The sequence below is a fragment of the Bacillus sp. FSL H8-0547 genome (genome assembly GCA_038002745.1).
Classification (GTDB): Bacteria; Bacillota; Bacilli; order Bacillales; family Bacillaceae; genus Bacillus_P.
In genome coordinates this window covers 1,031,546-1,057,307 of the sequence record JBBODD010000001.1, presented here as the reverse complement: position 1 = coordinate 1,057,307, position 25,762 = coordinate 1,031,546, and the positions used below count along the sequence as shown (strand labels likewise).

The 25,762-nt window shown below is 43.9% G+C and carries 23 protein-coding genes; 14 read left to right on the top strand and 9 right to left on the bottom strand.

Going from position 1 to position 25,762, the window contains the following annotated elements; all coding sequences use genetic code 11:
* The first annotated feature begins 59 nt into the window (after window positions 1–59).
* On the top strand, window positions 60–518 hold the full coding sequence (locus MHB63_05135) for a hypothetical protein (protein MEK3805979.1): 459 nt from the start codon (window positions 60–62) through the stop codon (window positions 516–518).
* Window positions 519–795: 277 nt separating this feature from the next.
* Complete coding sequence (locus MHB63_05130; protein MEK3805978.1) at window positions 796–1,017, top strand: hypothetical protein; 222 nt, start codon at window positions 796–798, stop codon at window positions 1,015–1,017.
* Between the two features lie 34 nt (window positions 1,018–1,051).
* On the opposite strand, the gene MHB63_05125 is transcribed toward MHB63_05130, so the two are convergent.
* Both MHB63_05125 and MHB63_05120 read right to left on the bottom strand, forming a co-directional pair.
* Complete coding sequence (locus MHB63_05125) at window positions 1,052–1,738, bottom strand: response regulator (protein MEK3805977.1); 687 nt, start codon at window positions 1,736–1,738, stop codon at window positions 1,052–1,054.
* Window positions 1,739–3,316 carry a sensor histidine kinase gene (locus MHB63_05120; protein ID MEK3805976.1) on the bottom strand — a complete coding sequence of 526 codons (1,578 nt, stop codon included), beginning with the start codon at window positions 3,314–3,316 and terminating at the stop codon, window positions 1,739–1,741.
* 102 nt (window positions 3,317–3,418) lie between these two features.
* Here MHB63_05120 and MHB63_05115 point away from each other — a divergent pair, with 102 nt between their 5' ends.
* The gene (locus tag MHB63_05115) at window positions 3,419–4,450 is read left to right on the top strand and encodes a DctP family TRAP transporter solute-binding subunit (GenBank protein MEK3805975.1); all 1,032 of its coding nucleotides are present in this window, start codon (window positions 3,419–3,421) and stop codon (window positions 4,448–4,450) included.
* 339 nt (window positions 4,451–4,789) lie between these two features.
* Here MHB63_05115 and MHB63_05110 read toward each other — a convergent pair whose 3' ends face one another.
* Complete coding sequence (locus MHB63_05110) at window positions 4,790–5,020, bottom strand: hypothetical protein (protein MEK3805974.1); 231 nt, start codon at window positions 5,018–5,020, stop codon at window positions 4,790–4,792.
* A 342-nt stretch (window positions 5,021–5,362) separates the two neighbouring features.
* On the opposite strand from MHB63_05110, the gene MHB63_05105 reads away from it, so the two are divergent.
* The 4 genes from MHB63_05105 (at window position 5,363) to MHB63_05090 (ending at window position 9,156) form a co-directional block, all read left to right on the top strand.
* The gene (locus MHB63_05105; GenBank protein MEK3805973.1) at window positions 5,363–6,625 is read left to right on the top strand and encodes a dicarboxylate/amino acid:cation symporter; all 1,263 of its coding nucleotides are present in this window, start codon (window positions 5,363–5,365) and stop codon (window positions 6,623–6,625) included.
* 199 nt (window positions 6,626–6,824) lie between these two features.
* On the top strand, window positions 6,825–7,445 hold the full coding sequence (locus MHB63_05100; GenBank protein MEK3805972.1) for a DUF47 domain-containing protein: 621 nt from the start codon (window positions 6,825–6,827) through the stop codon (window positions 7,443–7,445).
* Window positions 7,446–7,456: 11 nt separating this feature from the next.
* Window positions 7,457–8,455: an inorganic phosphate transporter gene (locus MHB63_05095; protein ID MEK3805971.1), complete on the top strand. Its 999-nt coding sequence runs from the start codon at window positions 7,457–7,459 to the stop codon at window positions 8,453–8,455.
* A gap of 146 nt (window positions 8,456–8,601) precedes the next feature.
* Window positions 8,602–9,156, top strand: a complete 555-nt coding sequence (locus tag MHB63_05090; GenBank protein MEK3805970.1) for a nitroreductase — start codon at window positions 8,602–8,604, stop codon at window positions 9,154–9,156.
* Window positions 9,157–9,306: 150 nt separating this feature from the next.
* Here MHB63_05090 and MHB63_05085 read toward each other — a convergent pair whose 3' ends face one another.
* The gene (locus MHB63_05085; GenBank protein MEK3805969.1) at window positions 9,307–10,074 is read right to left on the bottom strand and encodes an alpha/beta fold hydrolase; all 768 of its coding nucleotides are present in this window, start codon (window positions 10,072–10,074) and stop codon (window positions 9,307–9,309) included.
* A complete protein-coding gene (locus MHB63_05080; GenBank protein ID MEK3805968.1) occupies window positions 10,071–11,312 on the bottom strand; it encodes a M14 family metallopeptidase in 1,242 nt (413 codons plus the stop codon). Before MHB63_05080 ends, MHB63_05085 begins: the two co-directional genes overlap by 4 nt.
* Before the next feature lie 122 nt (window positions 11,313–11,434).
* Here MHB63_05080 and MHB63_05075 point away from each other — a divergent pair, with 122 nt between their 5' ends.
* The 3 genes from MHB63_05075 to MHB63_05065 all read left to right on the top strand — a co-directional run bounded on the left by MHB63_05075 (window position 11,435) and on the right by MHB63_05065 (window position 15,867).
* Window positions 11,435–12,943 (top strand): methyl-accepting chemotaxis protein, encoded by a 1,509-nt coding sequence (locus MHB63_05075; GenBank protein ID MEK3805967.1) that lies wholly within the window; start codon window positions 11,435–11,437, stop codon window positions 12,941–12,943.
* Between the two features lie 57 nt (window positions 12,944–13,000).
* The gene (locus MHB63_05070; protein ID MEK3805966.1) at window positions 13,001–13,591 is read left to right on the top strand and encodes an NAD(P)H-dependent oxidoreductase; all 591 of its coding nucleotides are present in this window, start codon (window positions 13,001–13,003) and stop codon (window positions 13,589–13,591) included.
* 353 nt (window positions 13,592–13,944) lie between these two features.
* Window positions 13,945–15,867: a S8 family serine peptidase gene (locus MHB63_05065; GenBank protein ID MEK3805965.1), complete on the top strand. Its 1,923-nt coding sequence runs from the start codon at window positions 13,945–13,947 to the stop codon at window positions 15,865–15,867.
* Window positions 15,868–16,296: 429 nt separating this feature from the next.
* Here MHB63_05065 and MHB63_05060 read toward each other — a convergent pair whose 3' ends face one another.
* Window positions 16,297–18,063: a glycoside hydrolase family 66 protein gene (locus MHB63_05060; protein ID MEK3805964.1), complete on the bottom strand. Its 1,767-nt coding sequence runs from the start codon at window positions 18,061–18,063 to the stop codon at window positions 16,297–16,299.
* A gap of 58 nt (window positions 18,064–18,121) precedes the next feature.
* On the bottom strand, window positions 18,122–20,656 hold the full coding sequence (locus tag MHB63_05055; protein ID MEK3805963.1) for a glycoside hydrolase family 31 protein: 2,535 nt from the start codon (window positions 20,654–20,656) through the stop codon (window positions 18,122–18,124).
* A gap of 473 nt (window positions 20,657–21,129) precedes the next feature.
* Here MHB63_05055 and MHB63_05050 point away from each other — a divergent pair, with 473 nt between their 5' ends.
* The gene (locus MHB63_05050) at window positions 21,130–21,528 is read left to right on the top strand and encodes a DoxX family protein (protein MEK3805962.1); all 399 of its coding nucleotides are present in this window, start codon (window positions 21,130–21,132) and stop codon (window positions 21,526–21,528) included.
* A 20-nt stretch (window positions 21,529–21,548) separates the two neighbouring features.
* Here MHB63_05050 and MHB63_05045 read toward each other — a convergent pair whose 3' ends face one another.
* Complete coding sequence (locus tag MHB63_05045; protein ID MEK3805961.1) at window positions 21,549–22,388, bottom strand: EcsC family protein; 840 nt, start codon at window positions 22,386–22,388, stop codon at window positions 21,549–21,551.
* Between the two features lie 143 nt (window positions 22,389–22,531).
* On the opposite strand from MHB63_05045, the gene MHB63_05040 reads away from it, so the two are divergent.
* The 3 genes from MHB63_05040 (at window position 22,532) to MHB63_05030 (ending at window position 24,746) form a co-directional block, all read left to right on the top strand.
* The gene (locus MHB63_05040) at window positions 22,532–23,362 is read left to right on the top strand and encodes an aldo/keto reductase (GenBank protein MEK3805960.1); all 831 of its coding nucleotides are present in this window, start codon (window positions 22,532–22,534) and stop codon (window positions 23,360–23,362) included.
* Between the two features lie 356 nt (window positions 23,363–23,718).
* Window positions 23,719–24,306, top strand: a complete 588-nt coding sequence (locus MHB63_05035; protein ID MEK3805959.1) for a class D sortase — start codon at window positions 23,719–23,721, stop codon at window positions 24,304–24,306.
* 17 nt (window positions 24,307–24,323) lie between these two features.
* Entirely contained in the window at window positions 24,324–24,746 is a 423-nt protein-coding gene (locus MHB63_05030) for a GNAT family N-acetyltransferase (protein MEK3805958.1), read from the top strand.
* A gap of 42 nt (window positions 24,747–24,788) precedes the next feature.
* On the opposite strand, the gene MHB63_05025 is transcribed toward MHB63_05030, so the two are convergent.
* Window positions 24,789–25,700, bottom strand: a complete 912-nt coding sequence (locus MHB63_05025; protein ID MEK3805957.1) for an RluA family pseudouridine synthase — start codon at window positions 25,698–25,700, stop codon at window positions 24,789–24,791.
* Window positions 25,701–25,762 lie beyond the last annotated feature (62 nt).

Here is a 25,762-nt window from a genome sequence, read left to right as displayed (position 1 = left end):
TTTTTATAAAACTTTTACAAAAAAACCGTTTAAATAAGTTAAGGAGTTAACTGACAAATATGATTTCACGTAAAATAATATCTGCTTCTATTTCAAGTACTCTATACGCAATTTTATTAAGTATATTCTTTTATCGATTTGGTTCTAATGGCTCTATTTTTTATTCTGTCATTTCTTCCCTTTCAATTTATATGATTTATGTAGTGCCAGCTATATTTTTTTATGGAATAATTACATCGATTCTCAGTGATAAAATTGGTGAACTATCAAAAAGATATTCTAATTTAAAATATATAAGTTTACTTATTTCAAGTATCTTTCATTTTCTGTTTGGGTTAATCTTAGGCTGGATTAGTTTATTAGCAGCAGGAATCTTTTTAATCACTGATCAGCTTTTATTAAAGAAAAAACCATATTATACCGTTAAAGAGGCAATTATAAGCCTTGTTATTCTAGTAAGTGTTTTCATTCTATTTTGGGGTACAATTTACTATTCAGATTACAGAAATGCAGCTTAGATTTGATTTCTTATTATTCAACAATCGGGGGCGATTGCAGCAAAGTGGATCGCCTTTTCTTATTGATAAATTGGGCAGTTTAATGGAATAAGGGTTTTTGTGAAAATAGGGGGCTATACAATGGTTAAATGACTATGGAAACTTAGAAGGAAAAAGTCAGGGGAATGAAACAAATGCAAAACTGTCAAGTGAGAGCGATGGAATAGTGACTGTAAAATGGAAAGATCAAAATGGAAAATTAACCTTAACAAAAAAGAAATAGAGGATGTGCTTTTTAATGAGTGAGGAAAAAAAGAATACGTTTCTTAAAGAGTCACTAAAAGCTGTCAGTGAAGGTTCTGTTTTCAATTCTAAACTTAAAGAAGATCAAGGCAGTGTAGATAAGCTTGTTCCAGCGCGTTCTGTCCTCAACTATTTAACAGGGCGAAAAAAACTTTCAAAAGTGGAAATCGAAAGAATAAAGAAAGCTGCTAAATATAATAAAAACTTACCTATCTAATTTTTAATAAAGACGCAGGGAGCAACCTCCCCGCCTACATCTTCCCCAAAACCACATACTTATTAACAGGCCGTCCGACTCCGCCATACTGAATATCAAGAGAGAGGACGCCCTCTTTTTCCAGGTGCTCCAGATACCGTCTTGCTGTTACTCTCGCGGTACCGACATGTGCGGCGACATCTTCTGCAGATACAGGTTCCTTTTGCGCGGATAGAAAGCCGAGTATTTTTTGAAGGGTAACTTCATGAAGCCCTTTTGGAAGGTCCTGCGAAGCTTTCGGCTCATCCCGCTGAAAGCGGATGGCGTCCAGCTCCTTCTGGGTCAGCTGCACTTTTTCATTGATCATCTTCCGGTACTGCAAATAACGGTCGAGCGCTTCTTTGAGCCGTTCAAACTTGAAGGGCTTCATCAGGTAGTCTGCAGCGCCGTTCTGAAGAACCTGACGGACTGTCTCCATATCACTTGCAGCCGTAATGGCAATAATGTCAGCTGTGTGACCTTCTTCCCGGATGGCTTTGATCGTGTCGAGGCCGTTCATCTTCGGCATGTACATATCAATCAGCACAAGGTCAGGAGCAAGCTCCCTGACAAGCTGGAGTCCTTCCGCACCATTTGAGGCCATGCCAACCACTTTAAATCCTTTTATCCGGTTTAAAAATTCACGGTTCACTTCCTGAACCATTAAATCATCTTCAATCAGCAGAACGTTCACTTGATCCACTTACATCTCCTCCATCTGAAAAGTGACAGTAAAGCTTGTTCCCGCACCTTCTTCTGATTCTGCCTGAATGCTGCCGTTTGCCTGGTGAATAAGCTGCCGGACCATATAGAGTCCAATGCCGCGCTCATTTCCTCCTTTTGTTGAAAAGCCCTGATCAAAAATAAAAGGAAGATCCTGTTCACGAATTCCGCTTCCATTGTCCTCTACAATAAGGATCGACTGCCCTGAAACTTGTTCCAGGCTGACAAAGATTCGCGGCTTGGAACACTCTCCGTGCTGAAAGGAGTCAAAAGCATTTTCGATCAGGTTTCCGATAATAAGAACAAGATCGTGATGGTCGATTCGGGGAGGGAAAAGTTCAAATCTGCTGCTTCGGTCAATTTCTACCGCAATGCCAAGTTCTTTTCCGCGGCGGATTTTGCTCAGCAACAGACCCGCGATGCTTTCATCTTTTATGTTCCTGTTCAGGAACTGAATCAGTTCGTCCTGTTCTTCAGTCGTTTGAAAAACAAACTGCAGCGCCTTTTCATAATTGCCGAGCTGGATTAAGCCTGCAATCGTATGAAGTTTATTGTTGTATTCATGATTCTGAACTCGTAAAGCGTTTACAAATGCCCGTACTCCCGTCAGTTCTTCCGCCATCTTTTTCACTTCTGTACGGTCCTGAAAAATGGCGACAGCGCCAATCGTTTCTCCGTTGACTTTAATTGGCACGCGGTTGCTCAGAATGTTCAGGTTATGGACGTTCAGCTCCTTGCTGTAGATGCCGTGATCAAGCTCAAGGATTTCGGGCAGTGCGGTGTCCGGTATCACATCACGGATGGACCTGCCTGTGACGTCACCTTCGATTCGCATCATGCTCCGTGCTTTCTTGTTAAAGATGGTGATGTTTTCATCTGTATCAATGGCAATGACGCCTTCATGCATCGCGTTGAAGGTTTCCGTCCGTTCAACTAACAGCCTCGCAATCTCATGCGGCTCAAGCTTAAACATCTGCTTTTTGATCTGTCTGGCAAGAATCCATGCGCCCCAGCCTCCAAAAAGGAGAGAAAGCCCTGAGGTGATCGCAATTTCAAACGCCAGGTTTTCAAGTACTTCGGTGAACGACGGCACTTTGTAGCCAGCCAGTACGACGCCGATCTGCTCGTGCGCATCATTCATGACAGGAACGAATGCCCTCATCACGGTTCCGATTTCGCCTTTTGCTTTTGACGTATAGGAATGCTCGGCGAAAGCGGGTCCTTCGTCCGCCCCTTCAGAAACGGTGCCGATCCTCTCGTGTACGGGATGCGTCAGTCTTATGCGGTCCATATTCATCACGACAATATAGTTGGCGTTGTTGATGACCCTTAAGCGGTCGATCACTTCATTCAGGCCGCCGTCATCCTGTTCAAGAGCTTCTTTTACTTCAGGAAGCTCGGCAATCGTCTGGGCCGTGACAAACGAACGGGCCTTCAGTTCCTCTTCCTTTCCGCTGATGTAATTTCCAATCAGCACGATGCCTGCGAGAAAAAGAGAAAACCCGAGGATAAAGAAAATCAGCCCTGTAATTTTCCATAGAATTGATATGCGTTTCATAGCGGCTCCTCATTTTCAGAACAGTAAAATATCTTTTATTTTAACATGAGTAAAAAACTCGTGATACAATGAATCTACTAAATGACTGAAATGGTGAAAAAAATGAAATGGTTTATTAGTGCAAGTGTGCTTACTGTGCTGATTTTGATTGCCTTGTTTTCCCATGACTCCATGGAAGCACTGCAGGAAGATGACGAACAGAAGGGGCTGAGCGACCAGATTGTGATCAAGTTCAGTCACGTTGTGGCTGAAAATACGCCAAAAGGACTTGCAGCGGAAAAATTTGCAGAACTCATTGCCAAACGGACGGACGGGAAAATCAAGGTAGAGATTTTCCCAAATGAAATCATGTATTCAGATGAACAGGAGCTTGCCGCGCTGAAAAGGGGAGATGTTCAGATGATTGCGCCATCCTACTCAAAAATGACCGAGGTTATACCTGAGTGGCAGGTGCTTGATCTTCCTTTTCTTTTCAGGAGCGAAGAGCATGTAGAAGCGGTTTACACAGGAGAAATTGGGGAGCGGCTCCTAAGCAGGCTCGAAGAGGAGAACATGAAAGGCCTTGCGCTATGGGGGAACGGCTTTAAACAGATGACAAGCAGCAGCGGGACACTGATTCAGCCGGAGGATTTCGCCGGACAGCGATTCAGAATTATGCCGAGCGATACAATCGCAAAACAGTTTGAACTCCTAGGCGGAATCCCGAAGGCCGCCTCATTTAATGATGTGTACATCGCCCTTGAAGGAAACGAATTTGACGGACAGGAAAACACAATCTCAAATATTTATTCCAAAGGCTTTTACCGCCTCCAGAAAAATATGACCCTTTCCAATCACGGGTACCTCGGGTATTCCGTTCTCATGAACAAAGAATTTTGGAACAGTCTCGATCCTGAGCTTCAGATTCAAATAGAAAAAGCCATGAAGGACACAACAAAATGGATGCTATCAGAATCAAAAGAAATGAATGAATCCCAGCTACGGAGAATGAGGGAAAACTCAAAGCTCGGCATTCATGAACTCAGCCCGGATGAAAGAAAAGAGTGGGAAAAGGTGTTCGAGCCACTCTATCAATCTTATATTGAACGCTATGGAGATGAGTGGATAGAGGATATACGGAAGGCTGGAAAATAAAGAAGATATGGACGTCCTAACAGGGGGCGTCTTTATTTTGTATTTGAAGCCGAGTTAATAGTGCCATCAAAGGGTTGGGGTTGAAGGTTTGATGGTTCTAAAGCGAGTTAATGGTGCCATCAAAGGGTTGGGGTTGGGGGGTTGATGGAACTAAAGCGGCTTAATAGTGCCATCAATGGTTTGTGATTGGAGGTTTGATGGTTCTAAAGCGAGTTAATAGTGCCACCAAAGGGTTGGGGTTGGGGGTTTGATGGTTCTAAAACGGCTTAATAGTGCCATCAATGTGTTGTGATTGAGGTTTGATGGTTCTGAACTGAGTTAATAGTGTCATCAAAAGTGTCAGATTGGTTGCTTGATGGTTTCAAACCGGATTTTCAGTGCCGTCAAAGGCGTGTAGGACCACAGGTCTAAACGAGCGATTCCGCTTTTCACATTGTCCAGCTCCATGGCCCAACTCCTCGGCCAGAACAGATCCGTCGAAAAAAGCAAACCCGGCTTTTTCCGCCGGATCCTTTTCTGTCCTTCGGAGCTAACCGGGCCCTTCCGCTTTTCTGCATTGTCCAGCTCCATCAGCCAGCTCCTCCGCCAGAACAAAATTCCCAAAAAAGTCAAACCCGGACTTTTCGGGTGATTTCTTTTCTGTCTGTCGGAGCTAAACGGCTGATTCCGCTTTTCGTATTGTCCAGCTCCATCGCTCAACTCCTCTGTCAGAACGGAACCATCGGCAAAGGCAAAAAGCGCCTTTACCGCTGTTTCCTTATCTGACTCCCGGAGCTAAACGAGCGATTCCGCTTTTCTGGTGACCACAAAGACCAAAACGAACTTTACGTTCTAAAGCTTTTGTTGGGGAAATGTTCAGTTATTATAAGGATTATATTGTAAGCGCTAACAAAGATGAAGGGGTGGGTGCAGGTGAAGGTTAATTTCAGGAATTTGACGGTTCAGGTTGTGATCGGGATCATCTTGGGGATTGCTGTTGGGTTTTTGTTTCCGGCTTTTGGGATTGAGCTGAAGGTTCTGGCTGATGTGTTTATTAAGATGATCAAGATGGTGATTGCGCCGATTATTTTCTTTACAGTGGTCATCGGAATCGGCAGCATGGGGGATTTAAAGAAGGTCGGACGGATCGGCGGAAAGGCTCTTTTGTACTTTGAGATTGTAACAACTTTTGCGCTTGCGATCGGGATTATCGTCGTCGGAATTGTAAAGCCGGGTGAAGGTTTTAATACGGATGCGGTTGAAGGCGGGGATGTTTCCCAGTATACGGAGCAGGCGGAAGAGACGAGTCACGGTTTTGTTGATTTTGTTGTAGGAATTATTCCGGAGAACGTTGTAGGCGCCATGGCGGAGGGAGAGCTTCTTCCTATTTTATTCTTCGCGGTTCTGTTCGGAGTATCGATGGCGGCTGTTGGTGAAAAGGCCAAGCCGGTTGTGCAGCTTTTTGAGAGGCTGACGGATATCTTCTTCGGCGTCGTCAACATGATTATGAAGGTTTCTCCGTTTGCAGCTTTCGGAGCGATGGCGTATACAATCGGCCAGTTTGGCATCGGTTCGCTTGTTGCTCTCGGGAAGCTGATGGGGTCCGTTTACATCACGATGTTCTTCTTTATTATCCTGGTGCTGGGAGCCATTGCAAAATACTACGGTTTCAGCATCTTTAAGTTTATCGCATTTATTAAGGAAGAAATTCTTCTTGTTCTCGGTACATCTTCATCAGAATCAGCCCTGCCGAAAATGATGGAGAAGATGGAAAAGTACGGCTGTTCAAAATCGGTTGTCGGTCTTGTTATCCCTACAGGATATTCCTTCAACCTTGACGGAACTTCCATTTATCTCTCAATGGCAGCGATGTTCATTGCCCAGGCATATGGAATTGACTTGAGCATCTGGCAGCAGCTGACCCTTCTTGGTATTTTGATGCTCACGTCTAAGGGCGCTGCAGGAGTAACAGGTTCAGGATTTATCACACTTGCAGCAACACTCGCAGCTTTTCCGATGATACCTGTTGAAGGAATGGCGCTGCTGCTTGGTGTCGACCGTTTTATGTCTGAAGCGCGTGCGATTACAAATCTAATTGGCAACGGTGTAGCGACAGTAGCTGTTTCTAAAATGGAGAATGAGTTCCATCCTCCAAAAGATCACTCTGATTCAGCTCCTATCTCTATTGCCAAGTAAAAAAAGCGGACTTGTTCCGCTTTTTTTTTGCGCATCAAAAAAACATAACATATGAATACTTTGCTAATATTAATTGTTTGTAAAGAAATTGTTAAAATTAACGACAAAGTCTTTTCTGATTCGACATAAAGATATATACTTTCTAAGTTGTAAAAAATAGAGAGAAAACAACTAATACGGCTCCTTGGAGGAAAAAGAAATGGCTATCAAAAGAAGAAAAGATAAGTTTTCTGAAATGTTAAGTCAAATATCTGAGAACTTAAAAGAGACAGGTCAATACTTTTATGATTACAAAATCAAAAACGGCAACGACCTGAAAGTGTTCTCGGACACAATTAAAGAGTATGAATCAAAAGGTGATTCATATGTACACACCATTATTATGGAGCTTAATAAAGCTTTCATTACACCAATTGAGCGTGAAGACATTCTTCAGCTTGCCATGATCATGGACGATGTTTTGGATGGCATCGAGCATTCAGCAGCTCTTTTCGAAATGTATTCTGTCACACAGCCTACAGAGTATATGGTTAAGTTTGTTGACACAATCAATGAGTGTACAATTGAAATTGCAAAAGCGATTGATCTGCTTTCAAATAAAAAGCTGATTGATATCCGCACACATGCGATTAAATTGAAAGAACTTGAATCAAACTGTGATAACTACCTGCGCACAGCTGTTAAAAACTTATTTGCAACAGAAAAAGATCCAATTAAAATTATTCAGCATAAAGAGATTTATGAAACTTTAGAAGAGATTGCTGATAGCTGCCAGGGTGTAGCCAACACACTTGAAACTATCATCATGAAAAACGCGTAAGAGGCGATTATATGGATACAATTCTGATTCTAACCATACTTATCGTTATTTTTGCCCTGGCGTTTGACTTTATTAATGGATTTCATGATACGGCAAATGCAATCGCAACGTCAGTTTCGACGAAAGCACTGAAGCCAAGACAGGCGATTATTCTGGCATCTGTCATGAACTTCGTCGGTGCGATGACTTTTACAGGTGTCGCGAAAACAATTACGAAAGACATCGTTGATCCATTTACGCTTCAAAATGGTTCGGTCGTTATTCTTGCAGCATTAATTGCGGCCATCACTTGGAACCTAATCACATGGTATTACGGAATTCCAAGCAGTTCGTCGCATGCGATTATCGGTTCAATTGCAGGTGCTGCTATTGCAGCAGCGGGTTTCAGCTCCCTGAACTATACCGGGTTCTTGAAAATCCTTCAGGCCCTGATCCTGTCTCCGATTCTTGCATTTGTCGTCGGTTATATCGTTTACAGCATTTTTAAAGTCGTTTTTAAAAACAACAACCTGACGAAAACAAACCGCAACTTCCGTGCAATCCAAGTGGCAACAGCAGCGCTGCAGTCCTATACGCACGGAACGAACGATGCCCAAAAGGCAATGGGTATTATCACTATGGCCCTTATTGCAGGAAATCTGCAGAGCACGACTGATATCCAGTGGTGGGTTCAGTTCTCCTGTGCACTGGCAATGGGTCTTGGTACAAGCGTCGGCGGATGGAAAATCATTAAAACCGTAGGCGGTAAAATTATGAAAATCCGACCAGTTAACGGAGTTGCAGCTGACCTTACAGGTGCTGCCGTTATCTTTGGTGCTTCCATCATACATTTGCCTGTAAGTACAACTCACGTTATCTCATCTTCCATTCTGGGTGTAGGTTCTGCACACAGACTGAAAGGCGTAAAATGGGGAACGGCCAAAACAATGATCATTACTTGGTTCATTACTTTGCCGATTTCGGCAACACTTGCAGCAATTTCTTATTTTATTTTGAATTTATTCTTCTAATAGATCATATCCTCCGGTTTTCCGGAGGGTATTTTTTGTTTCATTAGCAAATACCAGCATCATGTGTTTTCATAGCTGATTGACTCACGGAACGGGCAGTGATATAGTCGTGATAGTGAAAATCATTATCAATTGGAGGCTGTACTATGATTAAGAGTCGCTCTTCTGTTTCCTCAATAATCCGTGAAAGAACGTCCATAAAAACAAATTACCTTCCAAAAGAAGTGGAAGAAGAAACCGTTATATCTCTATTAAATGATGCTGTCTGGGCACCGACCCACGGTCTCAGAGAACCGTGGAGATTTATTTTTGTAAGCGGAGAGAGAAAAACTTTTTTCATTGAGACTGTTCTTTCCTGCCTGGATGCTAAGAATCAGGAGAAAATGAGAGGGAACTTAATGGATGTGCCCGCCTTTTTGATAGCAGTTATGCCGGAAGACCCGCGCCAGAAAATCTGGGAAGAGGATTTTGCAGCCGTTTGTACACTGATACAAAATCTGCAGCTCCTGGGGTGGGAAAATGAACTCGGCATGGTCTGGAAAACGCCGAACCATATGTATGACCCTAGATTCCGAAATGCAATAGGGGTTCAAAATGGCGAGAAAGTTGTTGGTATCCTCCAGCTTGGCTATTTTGATCCGGCCCAGCATGTGAAAGAACGAAAAAGGACATCCGTTTCTGAAAAATGGACATCCTTCTAATAAACTGAACGAAGAAAAGGGTGAATTTGAGTAGGATCTAGTCAAATTCACCCTTTTTCTAAGTGGATGGCAGAAATTTTTAAAGAACCGGAAGCCTTTGTAACCTGTTACCAGGATGTTATGCGGTTCGGTTTATCCCAGCCCTATTTTTTACGTGTACAGATAATCGAGAATGTCAGGCACCCGTTTTCTCCAGGCCGCTTCATTATGCTCAGCGTCCTGTACAATGTCGTAACGGCAGTTCTCAATCCTTTCTTTCAGCAGCGCATAGACGCTGTCGCTTGAATCAATGTAATCCTGCCAGCGGACAGAAGCCGTGCCCTCTTTCGTGCCGACATCCATATAAAAGCGCTCAATGGAAGAGAGGTCGCTTTCTTTAATCAGCTCTTCAAGCTCGGCCTGGTTAAACCAGTAGGCAGAAGAGACTGAGGCAATTCTTCTGAAAATGTGAGGATACTTGCATGCAGCATATGTTGAAATGAGACCGCCCATTGAGCTTCCGGCCATCGCCGTTTCATCCGGCCGTGTCCGGTATTTGCCGTCTATGAAAGGCTTAAGCTCACTTACGATGAAATCAATGTAAGCTTCTCCTTTTCCGCCAAGCTCACCCGGTTCCCCGATCAGATCTTTTGCAAGGGTATGATTCACCCATGGTCCGTATTCATCAAAACGGCCATATCCCTCATGGTTGCAGTCAATGCCTACAACGATTATATTCATGCAGTTTTCTTCAAGGTGCTCTTTTAAACCCCAGCTTACTCCAAAGCTTGCTTTGCTGTCTTCAAACAGGTTCTGTCCGTCGTGCATGTAGAGGACTGGATAGGAATCGCTGCCTTCGCTGTAGGATTCAGGCAGAAAAACAGTGACTTGTCGCTCTAGATCAAAGGCTGAAATGGTTACTTTAAATGTCTCGATCATTTTTCTATCTCCTCTTCACGAAGGATGTTCTTATAGGCTAAAACGCCATTTACAGCATCTTTAAAATCGGCAGCTGCTTTTTTCCGCCACTTTTCTTCAGATGGATAAAACAGTTCCAAGTAGCGATTATGTATAATTTCTTCTGACTTCTTGCTGCCGGCCTGATTAAAATACAGCTGGTTTTCTTCGATTGTCCGTTTAAGAGACTGAATGGAAGCAGCAGTGCCGTCTCCTAGAGTTCCAAATTCAAACGTAGTGGAATAGAGCTCTTTTTCTGGGGCAAGGTCTTCTTTTAATCTGTAAAAATACTCTGTCATGTCACCGTTTGTCACATAGTAATCTTCTGAATCCGGAGTGAAAACGAGAGGATAATTGAATGCCTTCTCTGCTTCTTTTTCTGTCATGGTTTCTTTTGATGAGCTGAAAATGCTCATTTGATAGCGGGGACCGTATCCTGTATGAAGATCAATGTGAATGATCTTTTTATAGCCGCTTTTCAAAATATCTGCAAATGCGCCTTTCATATAGGCTGTAGATGGCTCGTCTTTCGTACCGCCATAATAGACTCCTTTGGAATATGCATACTGACCTGTCAGAAGCGCCTGTTCGATTGCAGACGTTCCACTCGTCACTGCCCGCACTGCAAGCCTGGAATAAAAGCCTGCATCATGCAGCAGCATGTGGCCGACCTTCGTTTCGCTTTCAAAAAAGTCGTTCAGCTCCTCATAATCTTTGTTCTGACTGAGGTCAAAGCTGTTCCAGTCATAGACAAAATTCCTGTTCAAATCCACGTTGTGTTCATTATAGCGGCGTTCATTTTTCATTCCCCACGGGTTTACGGCATGAACGATATGCAGGCCGGTTGTCTTTTCATCCAGCTTTCCTGCAATCTCACTGACAAAAATGGATTGCATCGCGCTCCCGGCATAGCCTTCGATTCCGTGCACGCCTCCGGTGAGCACAATAAGATTTTCTTTTTCTTCTGTTGCATCCGCCTTGATCGAATCTATTGTTTCTTTTTCATTCAGGCTGAAGGATTCGTGCCGGACATTCGTCCATTTAGGTTTCAGGACGTTCTCGTATGATAAAAAAGTCTGCCTGGATTCATCATACGACTCTGGAAAGATTCCTTCCAGTGAGTGACTTTCCCGCTGATTAAGTGACTGAACCGCTTTCGGATAAATGAAAACGAGTAAAACGGCTGCTGCTGTAAGAATGATGATTCCCTTTTTTAGCATCGTACCTATTCCTCCGTGTTTCTTTTTTCTCTCTATCATTATATTGGAAAATTTTCTGAAAGAGTAGAAGTTTGGAAAATTATGACGAAATATAAGGAAGAGAGACCAGGAGGAGGAAAAAGATGGATGTACTATCATTGAAGAAAAGCAACGAAGAAAATGTGAATGCTACTCTGATAAAAGTGTTTGCGGCTGCAGCCATTGTTCTTGCGCTGAACAATGTTTTTCAGATAGCTATGTACGGATTTCCGGAACTGAGGGCAATAAATATAGCTTACCAGCTTTTCTTTACGCTGTTTTTAATACCTGTTATTTATTACAAGTTTTCTAAAAAGAAAGCCCGGTTTAAAGCTTTATCGATCGGCAGCATGATCGTATTTGCCTTTGTCCTGCATACTGATTCGTGGGTAAACGTGCCGTTCGTCTGGCTGATACCGCTTGGAATTGCAGGACTGTATGCTGATTACCGGCTGATGAAAAGAACATTCACAGCGCTGATACCGCTCCTGATTGGCGCCCAATTTTCCCACTTGTGGCTTGCTGATAAGCTGATCATTGAAACCAGTTTAAACCGGTCGGTGCTTACTGCTGTTTACTATGGAATCCAATTTATCCTTATTGGTATTCTTCTTATAAACGGTACAAAAAGGTTTTCGGTGATGCTGAATGAAAGTGAAGCTTTAAAGGTTCAGCTTAATGGACTGCTGGATTCCGTTCAGGAGTCTGCAGGGCAGCTTTCAGAGCATGTTTCCCACTTGAATCAAACCGTTTCGGATTCCAACAGCGGTGTCATCGAGGTGAACCAGTCCATTCAAGCCATACACCAGGACTCACAGTATTTGTATAAAACAATGGACGGAGCTGTGTCGGAAGTCACCAGCATGTATGAACGGCTTGAGCATTCGCTGATTTTCACAAAGCAGCTGGACAGCAATGTAGATGATGCCATGGAAATGATTGAATCAAACAAAGCGAATTTGAAAAAAACGGTAGAATCAATCGATCAAATTAAACATTCTTCCTCAATGTCAATGGATAATGTTCAAATCCTTGCCCGAAAGACGAATGAAGTGGAATCTGTGATGGAACACATTCAGGCGATTGCAGACCAGACGAATTTGCTTGCTCTAAATGCAGCGATTGAAGCCGCGCGTGCCGGAGAACATGGCAAAGGTTTTGCAGTGGTGGCAAGTGAGGTCCGCAAGCTTGCTGAACAATCATCAAACTCATCCGTTATGATCCAAACCATTCTTCAGGAAATACTCGCTGCAAAAGATCATGTCATCGGAGGCCTTCATCATACTGAATCCATTGTTAAGAGCAGTGTTATATCAATTTTAAATGCAGCAGATGACTTTGACAGAATGATTTCCCTTCAAGAAGGAAACAATCAGCATCTTCATCAATTGGTAAATGCTATTGAGGAACTTCAGCTCAAAGGCAATAGTGTGAAGACCGGAATCAGCCAGCTCAGGGCACAGTACAGCGGAAACGAAGACAGAATTTCTGAAGTGGCATCTGTCATGGAACAGATGAGTGCATCCCTTCAGGAGATTGCCTCATTTGCTGAAGTGGTTGATGAAAAAGCAGCAATGCTTTATACCGCAGCAGAAGAAAAAAGCGCAGGATAAATTCATACTTTTTTATTCTCTGTAAATACTAGTAAAAAAGGAATTCAGGAGAAAAAAATGAATGTATTGATTATTCTCGCGCATCCAAATCCGGAAAGCTACAATGCGGCTATTTGCGACGCTGCCGAACAGGAATTCAAAGACAAACAGTATAATGTGCGCAAACGGGATTTGTACCGTATGAATTTTAATCCTATCTTAACTGAAAACAGCTATTCGCACTTTTATCAGGATAAGATTCCTGCCGACGTACAGGCTGAACAAAAAGATATAACATGGGCTGATTTTCTAGTCTTTGTTTATCCTACATGGTGGTCCGGAATGCCGGCGATCATGAAAGGCTATTTTGACAGGGTGTTTACGAACGGCTTTGCATTCAGATATTCAGATGAAGGGCCGGTAGGACTGCTTAAGGGCAAACAGGCCCTCATTTTTCAGACAACCGGACTTCCGGAAAAAGTACTGAAGCCGCCGCAAATCACCATGGCTATCCAGGCAGCATTTGATATCGGGATTATGAATTTCTGCGGTATCGAGGTCCTGGCCCATAAGTTCTTGTACAGTGTCGAATACATCGATGAAGAAACGAGAAAAGTCATGCTGAATGAAGTGAAGGAAGTTGTTGAAATGGTGGGACAGCAGCAATAGGGAAGACCTCTCATATGAGAGGTCTTTTTTTTCGTATACACGGCAAAAAAAAATTTTCCCCCGCAGGCATTTTCCTCTTAAAAACCCAAAATTCGTCATGAGCCTAAATCTTTCGTCCAGTTTAGCAGCGTAAAGAGAACCTCTTTTTCTGTCCAAAGTCTCAGTCCTGTCTCCCGCAACAGGTTCTGCAGTAGGATTTCCATGTTGTGAAAACCTTTGCAATATACTTCTATTATTTTTAAATATAGAGGTCTTTTTCCCAATAAACAGTTCTGCTTTCATGTGATAGATTAGTAGAGAATAGAAGAGCAAGAAAATTCTTCTAGAATAGGATTGTTGAGGAGCTGAGTGAGTTGGCGAAGAGTGTAAAAATGACGGCTTTGGCAGTATCGGTTTGTTTGGCGGGAAGTCTTGTATTCACCCCGGACGGAAATGCGTCTGCTGCACAAATGAACGGGCAGCTGCAGGAACTAAAAGCAAGTCAGGTATCATCGTACAGCAGTGAGTACCGGACAGGCGGCAAAGCAATGTTCAAGATGGACAGCTATGCAAACAAGCTTCCAAAGAGCGTTTTGAAGAAGCTCGAGGCGGCAGGTGCAAAGAATTCGCTGTATGTGGTTCAGCTTAATGGACCTGTGACAGAGGCAAACCGTGCGGCTATTACGGATGCGGGCGCCGAAATCATGGAATACGTGCCGGATTTTGCATTTGTTGTAAAAGCAGAGAAGAGCGCAGTAAAGGCTTTAAAGAAAAAGCAGGAAATTTCATCGGTTACCGCTTATCTCCCATTATATAAATTGGATCCTGCCCTCGTTGAAGAGGGATTTGGAAAGCTCCTTGACGTTGAGCTGAAGGATACAGCTAAAAATAAGAAGAAATTTGCAAAAAGAACGCTGAATGAGATCATTGAGCTTGCCAGCCGGGAAGATACCCTGTTTGTGGGCAAGTCGAATACTTTTCAGCTTCACAATGATGTCGCCGCAGGAATTATGAAAACAACAACTGCAAGCAGCACATACGGTTTGTCAGGTGCAGGCCAGACAGTTGCCGTTGCGGATACCGGTCTTGATACAGGACGAAATGATGCATCGATGCACGAAGCATTCCAGGGCGGGAAAATCAAAGCTTTGTATGCCCTCGGCAGAACGAACAATTCAAGTGATCCGGACGGTCACGGAACACACGTTGCAGGATCTGTTCTTGGAGATGCACAGTTTAAAGGGATGGCACCAAAGGCAAGTCTGGTCTTTCAATCTATTATGGATGCAAGCGGCGGGCTTGGAGGACTGCCGAGCAACTTGAACACGCTGTTTTCACAGGCCTACAGTGCAGGTGCGCGCATTCATACGAATTCATGGGGAGCTCCTGTAAACGGGGCGTATACGCTTGAATCAAAGCAGGTGGATGAGTATGTCTACAATAATGACGATATGACCGTGCTTTTTGCGGCGGGGAATGAAGGTCCCAACGCGAAAACGCTGAGTACGCCGGGAACAGCTAAAAATGCGATTACGGTAGGTGCTTCAGAAAATAACCGTCCTTCATTCGGAACGTATGCGGACAACATTAACCACATTGCCGCGTTCTCATCAAGAGGCCTGACTTCTGACGGACGTGTAAAGCCAGACATCGTGGCACCTGGAACGTTCATTCTTTCGACGCGCTCTTCACTTGCGCCGGATGGAAACTTCTGGGCAACGTATAACAGCAAGTATGCCTACATGGGCGGAACGTCTATGGCGACACCGCTCGTTGCGGGAAATGCAGCTCTTCTCCGCGAGCATTTTATTAAAAACAAAGGCATCACCCCGAAGCCGTCTTTAATTAAGGCTTCCCTTATCGCGGGTGCACAGGACACCGGTCTTGGCTATCCTAACGGAAATCAGGGCTGGGGCCGGGTAACGATGGACAAGTCTGCACAGGCTGCCTTTGTTAATGAAACAAAAGCGCTGAGAACAAGTGAAAAAGCCGCATACAGCTTTAATGCAGTCAGCGGAAAACCGCTTAGAATCGCTCTTGCGTGGACGGATTACCCTGGTAACCCTTCTGCTTCGGTTTCCCTTGTGAATGATTTGGATCTTGTCATCAAATCTCCGAGCGGAAAAACATATACAGGAAACGACTTTACGTCTCCGTATAACAGTGAGTGGGATGGAAGAAACAACGTGGAAACAGTAATTCTTCCAAGTGCTGAAGCAGGAACGTATACCATTGAAGTTCAGGCATACAACGTGCCGACGGGAACACAGGATTTCTCTTTTGCTGTTGTTCAATAAGAATTAAATACGATGCTGGGATATAAAAAGGGTGAATTTGAGTACTAAGCAAATTCACCCTTTTTTATTTTGTTAGTTAAGGTTAAAAGTTTTATAACCTGCTGGCAGGCCTGGCTTCTGCAGCGAGTGGTTTCCCGCCATTGCGTATGGTATTAGCAGCATAAACTCGGTGCTTGTCCTCGCCAAAAGTGTTCCAAACATGAGTTAGCAGCATAAACTCGGTGCTTGTCCCCGCCGAAAGTGTTCCAAACATGAGTTAGCAGCATAAACTCGGTGCTTGTCCCCGCCGAAAGTGTTCCAAACATGAGTTAGCAGCATAAATTCGGTGCGGTGCCGGGTTCAGATAGCATAAGAAAAACGCCTGTATGTAAGTGATAACACCATCAGGCAGCCATTTAACGCAGAATTCGACTATCTTTTATTTTATGATTACATACTCTTATCATACTCAATGACAGCCATACTCCAATATTTGAGCGAAGGCAGGGTCATGATGACATTGTTGCCCTTTTGGGTGAACGAAACAGCCCGGGGCATTCCTTCTTTCGTGTCAGGACTTGCCATCCAGATGCTTTTTATCTTCCGAGGTTCAGATAAACGGATGGACACGTTTTTACGAAGCTCAGGTTCAGGCTGCGTGCCAGACGTATCTCGCCATTCCATGGAGTCCGCCTCTAAAAAGTTAATGAAATGGAGCACTTTCTGATGCCTGTTTTGTTTGGCAAACGACCAGACTGCTCCTTTTTCCGGCATGGCGGAGATTTTTACATCAGAACGGCTCTCCAATTCCGTTTTCGTTTCTTTTAAATCTCTGCTCCGCATAAGATTCTGGTAAGCTGTCAGAAAATCATAATAGCGAATCAGGCCGTCTGACAGTTCATCATCACTTTTAAGCTGATTGTGGGGAAAATATTCTTTGGACAGCATATGCTCGCCAAGCTCCAGATGGGCTCCGCCGCTTGCGAAAATGACGCTGTTTGTCAAAAAGATGCCGGACGGATTGAATGTGCCTCTTGTATCTGAAAGGTCATAGTTCATGTAGGCGGCAAGGACGGTGTTCATTCTGCTGTCTGACATGGTTCTGTTGTCATCAATGATCTTCTTCAGATCACCATAGTACTTGTAAGGATCCCAGACTTCTGTGTACAAAAAGTCTGCCGGAGCCGACGATATATTCTCCTGGCCGTACTGATTGACGGCATTCATCACCATTTTTTTATCAGGAGATTGTGATTTGGCGTAATGGATAAATTCATCAAAGCCGTCTGCGAGATTAACAGATTTCCCTTTAGAATCATACACTGCTCCGCGGTCCCCGAGTTGGTCGATGTGCCAGCCGTCAAAATCAAGAGCCTGATAGACTTGCTTCTGCCTGCCGATCAGATAATCCTGCCAGCTGCGGTCATTGGAGTTTGCAAGGATGACATCACTTTTCCAGTCATCAGGAAGAGGGTGAAAATCAGGTTCCTTTTGATGCGGATCCTTAAACAGCATCCATTCCTTTTTGACCCCGTCTTCTTCTGCTCCTCTGAATGCTCCGTAAAGCAGATTGTAGGCCATGGCATTCATTCCGTATTCATGAGCCCTCTCAATATAGTTTTTTACAGTATCCAGCTGAATGCTTCTTCCGGCGATATCCTTCCATTCAGAAGAAGGTCCGTTTTGTGTCATCTTCAGCGGCTGTTGATGTTCATAATGCCAGTCGTAAAACTGGATGCCGTTTATATGATGCCGGTTCAGTTTTTTCAGCACAGAAGCGGCTTCTTTTTCACTGACATCGCCAAATTCGGATAAAAAGCCGTAGCGTGGGAAAACAGACCAGCTGCTTGAAACGTCAACTGCAATGGTTTTAGCGTCTTTTTCGGACTGCACCTTCACGAGGTAGCCTTTAAAATCATCCCCGGGAGGCTGCCAGGACCAGACGGCTTTTCCGTTATCAGCATTTACGATTTGGGTTTTGATTTTCTCATTCAGTTTCATATAGGTAATGGAAAGGCTTCTGCCGGAGCGTTCTGCAAGTGATGCCTCAAATCTGACAGGCTCTCCGGGTTCGTATCTTGCTTTATCTGTGTGAATGTCAGTGATGTCTGCAGTTTCCTTCTTATCGAGAACCGGAGTACTATGGTTATTCTTATAGAGGAAAATTGCCAAAAGACAGCAAAGGAGAGACAACAGCAAAAGAAATTTTTTTCTCATGTTTTCACCCTTAATAGAAAAGGAGACCGGCTAATAAACAGCCGGTCCCCTTTTGAATTTATTGCTTGATTCTTACATCCCTGTTTTCATCAACCGGGATATTTACATAGAGCTTTTTGGCTTTTGCATCATAGAAGTAAGAACGGGATGTTTTTGTCATTTCATCCATGCTCGCAGCTGCTTTGTATTTCGCAAAGCCTGATTTTACTTCTTTAGGTTTAGCCGCGTTATTCAGCTTCAATGTGTATTTCTCAAGCTTGGAATCATAGTTTTCAACAAGTTTCTCCTGCTTGAAGACGATGTCTTTTCCGCGTTTTTCCACTTTCAGGCTTGTTTCGTTGTACTCGCCGTTTTCGTGGTCAAGTGTTTTGCCGTCATCCTCATAGAAGCTGTACTCTGCTTCATCAGTCAGGTACGTATCAAGAATCAGGTCCGTAAGCGGCTTTTCGTCTGTGTACTGCTGTACATCGCGGTTTGGAATAATCGAGTTTTTCTTCACAAAGATCGGAAGGTGCTCAAGCGGAGCAGAAACACTGATCGTCTGGCCGCCTTTGTATTCTTTTCCAGTCCAGTAATCAACCCATGTTTCATTTTCCGGAAGGTAAACGTCACGGCTTGTCTGGCCTTGCTTCACGACAGGCGCAAGCATCAGAGAGTTTCCGAACATGAACTGGTCGCTGATGTCATATGTGTTTTCATCTTCCTGGAACTGATAAACAAGCGGCTGCTGAACAGGTGATCCTGATTCTGCAGAATCCTGGAATGCGTTGTACAGATAAGGAAGAAGCTTATAGCGCATTTCAATGTATTTCTTGCTGATGCCTTCAACTTCAGGTCCGAAAGCCCAAGGCTCCTGTCCTTGCTTCACTGCTGCTTTTGCATCACTATCGTAATGAATGCGTGAGAATGGAAGGAATGCTCCAACCTCAATCCAGCGTGCGAACAGCTCTGCATCAGGACGCTGCGCAAATCCGCCGATGTCATTACCTACGAAAGAAACACCGGACATTCCGATATTCATGTTCATAGGAAGAGACATTTCAAGGTGTTCCCAGTTACTTACATTGTCGCCAGTCCAAAGAGCGGCATAGCGCTGTGATCCTGCGAACATGTCACGTGTTAAAACGAATGGACGGGTGTTTGGCTTGTATTTTTCCCAGGCGCGGTACGTAGCGTCTGCTTCGTCGTGTCCATAAAGGTTATGATATTCGGTATGAATGATTTTGTTGTCATCATAACCGAAGTAAGAATCAAGAGGCATTGTATGATTGTGTCTTTCATCATCAAGGAATACGGCAGGTTCGTTCATGTCATTCCAGATGCCGTCAATTCCCTGGTCAAACAGAATGTTGTGCTTGCCTGCCCACCATTCGCGTACTTCTTCTTTGGAGAAGTCAGGGAATGCGGAGTCACCAGGCCATACAGGTCCGATGAACGGAGTGCCGTCAGCATTCTTTGCCCAGAAATCATTTTTTGTGCCTTCCTGGTACATTTGATAGTTTTCGTCTTGCTTAACTGCCGGGTCGTTGATGGCGATTGCTTTGAATCCAGGCATTGTTTTTAGTGTCTTCAGAGCTTGTTTGTATTCTTCGCTCCATGTGAATACGCGGTATTCATCCATATAATCGATGTCAAAGTGCATCGTATCAAGCGGAATTTCTTTCTCGCGGTATGTTTTGGCCACATTCAATATTTCATCAGCTGTGTAGCCCCATTTGCTTTGGTGAAGGCCGAGGGACCATTCTGCAGGAACGTCCATTTTTCCTGTCAGTTCTGTGTAGCGGTCAAGAACGTCTGAGATTTCAGGGCCGTTCATGAAGTAATAGCTCAAGTCTCCGCCATTAGCGTAGAAGTAGTAGTAGTCATCAGATTCAGTGGCCATTTCAAAATAAGAACGGTGGGAGTTATCAAAAAGAATTCCGTAGGCACGTTCATTCTTTAAGCCGATAAAGAAAGGAATCGTCGTGTATAAGTATTTTGTATCTTTGTTATAGGCGTAGGCATCTGTGTTCCACATTCCGATGCTTTTGCCGCGTTTATTGACTTCAAGGCCTGACTGTTCACCGAATCCGTAGAAGTTCTCGTCAGGATTTGTTTTCTTCATCACGTACGGCTTTCCGTTTTCATAGCCGGCCGAACCGTTGTTCATGTAGTCTTCATTGATGACATTTCCTTTTTCATCCATGAATTTAACGCCGAATTGAGATTTTTTAATATGAATAATAAGTTCTTTTGTTCGAAGTTCGTAGTGATCTTTCTTGTCTTTTAAAGTGAATCTCGGGGTTTTCCAGTCTTTCTTGGAGATGGCCGGAGTTTCTTTTTCTTTTTCGCCTTTTTCAAGGACGGTTACCTTTGCAAGATCTTCATCAAGGATACGTATGTATGCATCGTTTGTTCCAAGATCAAGCTTTACGCCGTTGTTCAGGCGCTTCATGCCTTTAACAGCAAGCTTCTGAAGGTTTTCTTTGTTCAGCTTCGTATCAGCTTCCGGCTGAGTTACGGCTGATGCGCTTGGTGCAAGGCCTGAAAAAGCCATGACTACTGCAAGTGCGGAAGCAAATACAGTACGCTTCATATTTTTCGAATGTTGCATCATGTCACCTCTTTGAAATTTTTGTGTGTTAGCACAAGAAAACTATAGAGAAAACATGTATAGACAGGCAACCCCCATAAAATTTGGAACCTGAGAGTGTCCATGTGCCCAGACACGCTGCTATTACTGGAATGTAAGCGATCATGAAACTTTGTGAAAAGGGTAACAGAAAAAAATGAAAATGAATCTAATCGTCCAGGTGATTTTCATATATTACAGAAAACAGGACATAACGCTCACAATGTGTAACAAATGACACATAGAGCGTTTACATAAGGATTTTGCAGAAGAATAATCCTCAGGAAATTTACAAAACCGATTGACAGTTTTACAAATAGGTCATATAATTACTTTGAATTCAAGATATTTTAATTAAAAGTAATATTCACCTTCAGCCCGCATATATGGTAAAGAGGGTAAATTTTTTTAGCTATATATCTCGAATTAAAAATAATTTGTGAAGGATGATTAGCATGTTAGATTTAGGACTTTTACTGATTCGTCTTGTTGTCGGATTATCATTTATGGCCCACGGGGCACAAAAACTGTTCGGCTCTTTCGGGGGACACGGACTGAAGGGCACAGGGGGATTTTTTGAATCGATCGGAATTAAACCCGGAGTTGCTATGGCGCTGCTTGCGGGACTTGCAGAATTTGCGGGCGGAGCTCTCTTTGCAGCCGGCTTGTTTACACCACTTGCAGGTGCTGCGCTGGCAGGAACGATGCTTGTTGCGATCTTCAAAGTTCACGCGCCTAATGGCTTCTGGGCTTCAAACAACGGCTATGAGCTGAACCTGACCCTGCTTGCCGTGGCTGTGGGAGTTGCCCTTACAGGTGCAGGTGCTTATTCTCTGGATGCCCTTTTCTTTTAATACGGCATGAAAAAAGGAACTCAAATTTGAGTTCCTTTTTCATTTTCTATAACGAGTGGTGAGTCTGTTTCTAGTCTTTCAAGAATTCTTCTTTTTTGATAAAGCATAATGCCTGCTTCAGCAATGTCTTTGATCATTGAACGGTTTGTATAGGCGCCGAAAAGCATCCCGGCAACAGGGACCATCTGGAGAAGTTTTTTCAGGCCGAAATGGTCACGGTACGTGTAGACAACCTCCCGCCAGCCCTGCAGTTTTGAAAGCATGTCCGCGGGCTTTGCGCTGCGTCCGTAATAGCCTGATAGTTCGTTTAGAATCGCTTCTTTTCCAACCACATCGGCAGAGGCAAACTGCAGGCATTTCACGATAAAAATGCGCTCCTCTTTTTCATCAGGATCATAGCCGTAAATGACCGCGATTTCCTGCAGGGTTTTCAGTGAAAGACCAAGGATGACAGGGATGTCCACTGCAAGAGTGAAAACTCCGCCAAACCCGGTCGTCGCTCCCTGAACCGTCGCGACATTTCCCCTGTTTGTTTTAAGGTCGCCGCTTACAATGTTCATGACATTCAAAGGAACGGTTTTCAGGTCATCAATTGTTTCAATCGTTTTGTCAGGAACGAGCTGCTGCACCTTTTTCAGCATTCCGTTCTTCTGAGTTAAGTATTTTCCGCCGCCCTGGATGAAGCTTCCAAGCTCATCAAGAAGAACGCCGATTTTCTTTTGGATAAATGCAGGTGTAAGTTTATCAAGAATCTTAAAAGGAATCCGGCCGATTTTCTCCCAGAAAAACAGGCCTTTCTGATCGTCTTCCCATTCCTCAATTTCTTTTAAACGTGCAAGAAGCTGCTCCTTTGTTTCCACCGTTCACCGCGCCCTTTCCCTTGCTTTTTCTTCATTTTAGCAAAAGGGAGCAGGAAAAAGAAAAAATGAAGCATATTTTTTGGATTTTGCCGAAGTTTATCAGATAATAGGGTTATTCTGAGTTTCAGAAAGGGGATACAACAATGGCAAAAAATCTGCAGGATACAACAACTTTACATAACGGAGTGAAAATGCCCTGGTTTGGCCTTGGCGTCTTTAAAGTGGAAGACGGAAATGAGGTTGTAAACTCTGTTAAATGGGCAATCGAAGCAGGCTATAAAAGCATCGATACCGCTGCTATTTACGGAAATGAAGAGGGCGTAGGACAAGCAATCAAAGAAAGCGGCGTTGCGCGCGAAGAGCTTTTCATCACGACTAAAGTATGGAATGCTGATCAGGGCTATGATTCTACCCTTAAAGCATTTGACGAAAGCATGAAAAAGCTTGGTCTTGAGTATCTTGATCTTTACCTTGTTCACTGGCCGGTTAAAGGCAAGTACAAAGAAACATGGAAAGCTCTTGAAACGCTTTACAAAGAAGGAAAAGTAAAAGCAATCGGCGTAAGCAACTTCCAGGTTCACCATCTTAAAGATATTATGGAAGACGCTGAAATCGTACCTATGGTAAACCAGGTTGAATACCATCCGCGCCTGACTCAAAAAGAGCTTCATGCATTCTGCAAAGAAAACAGCATTCAGCTTGAAGCGTGGTCACCGCTTATGCAGGGTAAACTGCTTGACGACGAGACACTGACAGAAATCGCAGAAAAACACGGGAAGTCTGTCGCTCAGGTTATCTTGCGCTGGGATCTTCAGAATGGCGTAGTGACCATTCCAAAATCAGTGAAAGAACACCGCATTTACGACAATGCTGCCATCTTTGATTTCGAACTGACACAAGAAGAGATGGAACGCATCGACGGCTTAAACCGCGATGAGCGTGTAGGTCCGGATCCGGATAATTTTGATTTTTAATCATATGCAGAAAAAGGCTGTTCTTTATGAACAGCCTTTTTTTTATGCTTTTTTCGTAAATAAGGTTTCGTGTAATTTCGGTAAACTCCAGTGGATTGCAGCGGAAGGCACTTGACTCCTGCGGGATGAAGAGGGCACTGAAGATCCCGCAAGCGCAGCGAGGAAGCTTCAGGCACTCCCCGCGGAAAGCAAGTGACTGGAGCGGAAAGGAACGGGTGATGCAAAAACAAACTTTATTCAAAAGCAACCTTTTTTATGGCGCTATTTTGTAAAAATTGAGAAAAATCCATGTCCGAATTTTTCAAATTTGATATAATCAAACTGGATGAAACAGTAAAAGGAGACGTGCCGGCTTAATGAAGAAATTATCATTTTTTCCGATACTATTAATTGCTGCCGGACTTTGTTTGACAGGCTACGGGGGCTTTCAAATTGCAGAAACCCACCTGAAAACAAATCAGTCTCTTGCGGATGCAGAAGCCATCATCAAAGCCTCTGCAAGCTCCAAAACGGAAATGCCGACTCAGGAGAACCGGTACGAAGCTGAAACAGGAGATGCTGTCGGCATTCTTAAAATCAACCGGCTTGATGCGGAGCTGCCAATCGTGGAAGGGACAGACCCGGACGACCTGGCCAAGGGAGTCGGACACTACAAAGGCAGCTATTACCCGAATGAGAACGGACAAATTGTTCTTTCCGGACACAGAGACACGGTCTTCAGAAAAGCGGGGGAGCTGAAAATAGGTGACTCTCTTATCGTAGCCATGCCTTACGGAGAATTTGAATACCGAATCAAATCGACAAAAATCGTGGATGCCGATGACCTCAGTGTGATCACTCTTCAAAATGATAAAGAAGAACTGATCCTGACAACGTGCTATCCATTCAGTTTCGTGGGAAGCGCACCGGAGAGGTATATTATTTATGCTGAAAAAGCGGAATGAGATCGGAGAGATACAGCTTGATCATTAGAGAACTGAAAACAGATGCAGAATTTAAAGAAGCCTATCCTGTCATGTCCCAGCTGAGAGTCAACCTGAGTGAAGAGGATTACCTGGGGCTGCTTGAGCCTATGCAAAAGCAGGGCTACAGGCTGCTTGCTCTTTATGATGAACATCAGATAAAAGGACTGGCAGGCATTATTGAGCTGACGAATTTCTACAATGAAAAGCACATTTATGTCTATGACCTTGTGACGGACGGAGCTTCAAGATCCAAGGGGTACGGGGAAAAACTCCTGCACCATGTAGAAGAGCTTGCGAAAGAATCCGGCTGCGGCATGATTTCACTGAGTTCAGGCAATCAGCGGAAGGACGCACACCGGTTTTATGAAGAAAAGATGGGCTTTGACAGAGTAAGTCACGTTTTTAATAAGAAGCTGTAAAAAAATGCTCCGGATACGGTATCCGGAGCATTTTTCATGTTTTTAAAGAAACTCCAGCCGTACTAGGAGATCTCTCATATCCTCAGGAAACGGAGCAGAAACATCAATCTCTTCACCTGTAAATGGATGGACGACGGATATTTCCGATGCATGAAGCGCCTGCCTGCGGATAAGATTTTGATTGCCGCCGTACAGGACATCTCCTGCAATCGGAAAGCCTAAGTAACTGACATGAACACGAATCTGGTGTGTTCTGCCTGTATCAAGCTGGAGCTTAAGCAGAGACTCATCATATTTCGGGTTATATCCTTCGCGTTTAAAATGAGTGAGAGCGGACTGCCCGCCCGTTGAAACTCTCCTGCGGGACGGGTGGTGCCGGTCTTTTCCGATTGGATGATCGATACTGCCTTTTTTCTGTTTCACTTCGCCTTGAACCACGGCCGTATAGGTTCTCTTTACTTTCCGTTCTTCAAGCAGCCGGTCAAGCACGGCATGCGACAAGGCATGTTTCGCAAAAACGACGGCACCTGATGTATCGCGGTCGAGTCTATGAATATGCCTGATTTTCCGCGCTATGCCGTTCATCTGAAAATGGGAAGCAACACCGTTTGCAAGAGTTCCCGTTTGAGACGGTTCATTCGGGTGTGTGTCCATTCCGGCCGGCTTGTTTACAATTAGGAAATGATCGTCTTCATATAGAAAGTCAAGCTCCATGTATTCAGGCTCCGTGTCACATGTTTCATCCTGAAAAACCCGGATCATCAGTGAGTCATTTTCTTTCAGCGGCTGCGTCCAGTCCGGGTCATTGTCATTTAATTTAACTTCTTTATTCATTCTAAAGCTATGGGCAAGTCCTTTTGGAACATGAAGTTTTTCCTTTAACATTTGCTGAAGTGACATTCCTGCCCACTCTTCCTTTGCAGGTAATATCAGCCATTCGCCTTTGCGTTTCATTCTTTGTCCCCCAACTGTGAGTAGTTCTTCAAGTATACTAGACCATCTATTTGGATGTCCAA